Raw genomic sequence first — 242 nt, forward strand, 5'->3', positions numbered from 1 at the left:
GAGTGTGCCGATCGGTGGTCCGGTGGCGAACACGCGGGCGTTGGTGCTCGATGACCGGTTGCGTCCGGTGCCGGTGGGGGTGCCGGGTGAGTTGTATCTGGCCGGGGTCCAGCTCGCGCGCGGGTATACGGGTCGGGCGGATCTGTCGGCGGAGCGGTTCGTCGCCGACCCGTATGCCGGCGCCGACGGTATCGGTGCCGCGGGTGGGCGCATGTATCGGACCGGGGATTTGGTGCGGTGGA

1 protein-coding gene is annotated in these 242 nt (G+C 70.7%); it reads left to right on the plus strand.

The genetic code is table 11. The annotated features are described in order from the left end of the window. Positions 1-22: 22 nt before the first annotated feature. Positions 23-242 (plus strand): hypothetical protein (locus EF834_RS18090; protein ID WP_408014540.1); only part of this gene is annotated, 220 nt, incomplete at its 3' end.

Origin of the sequence: Rhodococcus spongiicola (genome assembly GCF_004011835.1) — a bacterium.
Taxonomy (GTDB): Bacteria; Actinomycetota; Actinomycetes; order Mycobacteriales; family Mycobacteriaceae; genus Prescottella; species Prescottella spongiicola.